Origin of the sequence: Mesorhizobium sp. (genome assembly GCF_004962925.1) — a bacterium.
GTDB lineage: Bacteria > Pseudomonadota > Alphaproteobacteria > Rhizobiales > Rhizobiaceae > Mesorhizobium.
In genome coordinates, this window is record NZ_SUEO01000028.1 from 38,368 (window position 1) to 42,987 (window position 4,620).

At 62.4% G+C, this 4,620-nt stretch carries 5 protein-coding genes; all 5 read left to right on the forward strand.

All coding sequences use genetic code 11. The features are described 5' to 3' along the window. Positions 1–654, forward strand: a 654-nt coding sequence (locus tag E5W87_RS09070; protein WP_292396196.1) for an enoyl-CoA hydratase/isomerase family protein, incomplete at its 5' end; no start/stop codon positions are given. Beyond that, the gene (locus tag E5W87_RS09075; protein WP_292396201.1) at positions 651–1,073 is read left to right on the forward strand and encodes a DUF6163 family protein; all 423 of its coding nucleotides are present in this window, start codon (positions 651–653) and stop codon (positions 1,071–1,073) included. The genes E5W87_RS09070 and E5W87_RS09075, both read left to right, overlap by 4 nt. Positions 1,074–1,329: 256 nt before the next feature. After that, complete coding sequence (locus E5W87_RS09080) at positions 1,330–1,845, forward strand: winged helix DNA-binding protein (RefSeq protein ID WP_126106904.1); 516 nt, start codon at positions 1,330–1,332, stop codon at positions 1,843–1,845. Positions 1,846–2,179: 334 nt separating this feature from the next. Then, positions 2,180–3,433 (forward strand): L,D-transpeptidase family protein, encoded by a 1,254-nt coding sequence (locus tag E5W87_RS09085; RefSeq protein WP_292396204.1) that lies wholly within the window; start codon positions 2,180–2,182, stop codon positions 3,431–3,433. Between the two features lie 107 nt (positions 3,434–3,540). Continuing rightward, a partial coding sequence (locus E5W87_RS09090) for a cation:proton antiporter (RefSeq protein WP_292396208.1) occupies positions 3,541–4,620 on the forward strand: 1,080 nt, incomplete at its 3' end.

Consider the following 4,620-nt stretch of genomic DNA (forward strand, 5'->3'; position numbering starts at 1 on the left):
AACGCCCAATTTGCCATGCCGGAAGTCGGCATCGGCTTTTTCCCGGATGTCGGCGCCAGTCATCTCCTGCCGGACCTCGGCGGCAGCTTCGGCATGTATCTCGCCCTGACCGGAAACCGTATTCGCTATGGCGATGCTCTGTGGTCGGGCCTGGCGACGCATACGATCAAGGCAGAGGACCAGGCCGGCTTTCTCGATCGGCTGGCGGCGAGCGGCGATCCGGAATCGGTGCTGCGCGGTTTCTTCATCCCGGCGCGGCGCGAGACGGACAGGCCGACGCTGGAAGCGATCGCCCGCCATTTCGCGCAACCGTCGCTGGGTGACGTCATCGGCAGCCTGGAACGAGCTGCGCTCACAGATGCGTTCGCGGCCAAGACGCTGGCGACGATCCGCACCCGCTCACCGACCAGCCTGCATGTCGCCTGGCGCGAGATCAGCGCTGGGCTGACGCTGTCGATGGACGAGTGCATGCGGATGGAGTTCCGCATCCTTAACCGCATGCTTGCCGGCCACGATTTCTACGAAGGCATTCGCGCCGCCATCATCGACAAGGGCTCGACGCCACTCTGGCGGCCGGCAGACATCGACAAGATCAGCGCAGCCGATGTCGACGCCTATTTCGCGCCGCTCGGCGAACGGGAACTCGAACTGTGAGCGAGGTCACGTCGAGACGCGTCGTGCTCCAGCCCTCGACGGTCGAGATCATCTTCGCCTGGTTCCAGCGCGTCGTATCCGGCTACTGCCTGTTGTTCGGGATTTTGTACTGGATCCGGCTGATCGGCTTCTACCCCGGCCCGTTGTGGCGCTTCGACCTGATGCCGGTGCATTGGCAGGTGGCGGCGGTGATGCTCGCCGTCTTCTTTCCCTTCGCTGCCGCCGGCCTGTGGATGCTGGCCTCCTGGGGGCCGGTGATCTGGGTCATCTGCGCGGTGACCGAGACCGTCATGTATGCCGGCTTTCCCGAACTCTTCGGCCACCGCCTGCTGATCGTCGCCTCGCATGCGGCGGTGGCGCTGCTCTACATCGTCTTTCGCGTGGTGATCTGGATGCAGAAGCGCCAGACCCGGCAATAGAGCATCGGACCGATGCTCAACAAGAATAGCGCCACGCGTCCCATTGGACGCACAAATTTCCGCCCGGAACCATTGGCTAAATCTTTAGGTTAATCATCCTTGCTCGGGTGACCCTTCGTTAAGCCTCTTTCGAAACCTCTTACCGGTAAGCTCTTGTTAGCCCTAGCGTTTAAGTCGAATTTTATGAGTATTCGATAGTGTCGCGATCAAGGTGAAAAACAAAAAATCACCAGGCGACAAACGAGAGGCAAAGACAATGATCAATTCCCGTCCGGCGGCGAAGACCGCCAACGTATCCGATGACCGCCGCGAAGCAATCCGTTCGCTGTACATGGAATCGCTGCAGCTGGTGGAGCGGTTGCACCGCCGTCTGCTTGACGTGATCAAGGACGAATTCGACCGCAACGGCCGTTCCGACATCAACGCCATCCAGGCGCTGCTGCTCTTCAATATCGGCAATTCGGAGCTGACCGCCGGCGAACTGCGCTCGCGCGGCTACTATCTCGGCTCGAATGTCTCCTACAATCTGAAGAAGCTGGTCGACCTCGGCTTCATCAACCACCAGCGCTCGCGCATCGATCGCCGTTCGGTGCGGGTTTCGCTGACGCCGAAGGGCAACGAGGTGGCGGAAGTCGTCGGCGGCCTCTACGAGCGCCATGTCGGCTCGATCGAGCAGGTCGGCGGCATCAACACCGAAGAATTCAAGCAGATGAACCGCGCCCTGCAGCGGCTGGATCGCTTCTGGAACGACACGATCGCTTATCGGATGTAAGTGCATACGCCACTTCTAGCAGAAAGCCGCGCCGAAGAAGCGCGGTCGGGAAGCGAGCTAAAGACCGGTGGCTGAAAAGCACCGGTCTTTCCGTTTCGTGAGGCCAGCCGATCCAAATCGCGGTCAGGGCCACGTTGCCGCCATATTCCCGGTGAAAGCGAGAATGCGGGTGATGTTGCGGCGAAGGCCAAGCATCTCCCTGAACGCGCGTCGCCCCCGGCGCGTTCTCACAACCGAAGGGGCCATGGTTGGCTAATTGTTAAGAATGCCAACCCTAGAGTGCGGGCGGGATCGCCCGGTGAAAAGAATTGTTACAAGACTGTCTGGAGCGTACATGAGAACCAGTCGCCGTTTCTTCCTTTCCGGAGCCTCCGCGCTGGCAGCGTCGATGCTTGCCGGTGGCGCCAGCGCGCAGGACGTGATCGGGGATATCCTGAAATCCTCGGGCCGCGGCAACTGGGACGACCAGTTCGACGCCCGCGCCAGCCAGGGCGGCAAGGTGGCCTCGACGCTGCCGATCGTCAGCCCGCAGACCGTTTCCTTTACCGAGCAGGCGATAGCGCAGTATCAGAATATCGTCGCGCAGGGCGGCTGGGAGCCGGTCCCGGACACTAAGAAATTGCAGCTCGGCGTCATCGACCCCGACGTGGTGCCATTGCGCAGGCGCTTGATGGTTTCGGGCGACCTGGCGCAGAGCGCCGGCCTTTCAGAGGCCTTCGATTCCTATGTCGATGCCGCGGTTAAGCGCTTCCAGGCGCGCCATGGCCTGCCTTCAGACGGGACCCTGGGCCAATACACCTATGCGGCGATGAATGTTTCGGCGCAGGTCCGGCTTGGCCAGTTGCAGACCAATCTGCAGCGGCTGCACGAGCGCGCCGGCACGCTGGGCAACCGTTATGTATTGGTCGACATCCCGGGCGCCCAGATCGAGGCGGTCGAGAACGACCGCGTCGTGCTGCGCCACACCGCCATTGTCGGCAAGATCGACCGCCAGACGCCGATCGTCGATTCCAAGATCAACGAGATCATCGTCAATCCCTACTGGAACGCGCCGGTCTCGATCGTGCGCAAGGACATCATTCCGCTGATGCGGAAGAACCCCGACTATCTCAAGGACAGCAAGATCCGTCTGTTCGCACCGGATGGCAGCGAGGTTGATCCGCTGACCGTGGACTGGTCGACCGACGACGCCGAGAAATACCGCTTCCGCCAGGATCCGGGCGCCGGCAATGCGATGGCTTCGGTCAAGATCAATTTCCCGAGCCCGGACGGCGTCTACATGCACGACACGCCGCAACAGAGTCTGTTCGGCAAGATGATGCGCTTCGATTCCTCGGGCTGCGTGCGCGTCCAGAACGTGCGCGACCTCGTTACCTGGATATTGCGCGACACGCCGGGCTGGAACCGCCAGCATTTCGAGTCGGCGATCAAGAGCGGCGAGAACATCCCGGTGCAGGTCAACAATCCGGTGCCGGTCTATTTCCTCTACATCTCGGCCTGGTCGACGGGGCCTGGCGTCGTGCAGTTCCGCGACGATATCTACGGGCTCGATGGAGCTAACGAGCTGCAGATCACCTCTGCGCTCTAAGCGACTGAACTTTTTACTGAAAGGCCGCCGCTGAGGGCGGCCTTTTTGTATCCGGCTGGAGGGCGCACTTTGCGCCGGATCCGGAAAGCGCCGTTCGGTACAGGGCCATGCAAGTTGCCATCTTCATCCTGGTCGTGCTCGGCTTCGTCGCGGTTTCCGGTGCGTTGGTACGGCTGGTGCGGGTGCCGTTGCCGGTGCTGCAGATTGCGATAGGAGCCGCACTCGCCTGGCCGGTGCGCGGCATCCATGTCGAGATCGATCCCGAGCTGTTCCTGCTGGTGTTCATCCCGCCGCTTTTGTTCGGCGACGCCGTTGGCGTGCCCAAGCGCGAACTGCTGGCGCTGCGCGGCCCGATCCTCGACCTTGCCATCGGGCTCGTCTTCTTCACCATCGTCGGCTTCGGCTATGCCTTGCATTGGCTGGTGCCGAGCATCCCGCTGGTCGTCGCCTTCGCGCTCGCCGCGGTGCTGTCGCCGACCGACGCGGTAGCCGTCTCCTCGATCGTCGACCGGAACGTGGTGCCGCCGCGGCTGATGCATATTCTGGAAGGCGAGTCGCTGCTCAACGACGCGTCTGGCCTCGTCATGTTCCGCTTCGCCGTGGCAGCAGTGCTGACCGGCAGCTTTTCCTTCGCCGCCGCTTCGCTGACTTTCCTCTACGCCGTTGCTGCCGGCATCCTGGCCGGTGTGGTGGCGGTGTTCGCCGCCGCCAAGGCGCTGCAATTGCTTAACCGCATCGGCGGTGTGCCGGCCGAGGCACAGGTGCTGGTGATGATCCTGATCCCCTTTATTGCCTATCTCGCCGCCGAGCATGCCGGCGCGTCCGGAATCCTGGCCGCCGTCACCGCCGGTGTGCTCACCAGTGGGTCCGGCATATTCCGCTATCTCGGGGTATCGGCGCGCATGCAGACCATATCGCTGTGGACGACGCTGTCCTTCGTCTTCAACGGTGCGCTGTTCATCCTGCTTGGCCTGCAGCTTCCCGACATCATCCGCCATGTGCCGCCCGAGTTGAGCAGCCGGCATTGGCTGATCGAGCCGATCCTCACAGTGCTGATCCTTACCCTATGCCTGATCGCGCTACGCTTCCTGTGGATCTGGGTTGGTGACATCGCGGCACGCCTTGCCGCGCGATTTGGCAAGCGCAAGGCCGAGACGTTCGGCCTGCGCGTGCGGCTCGCCGGCTCG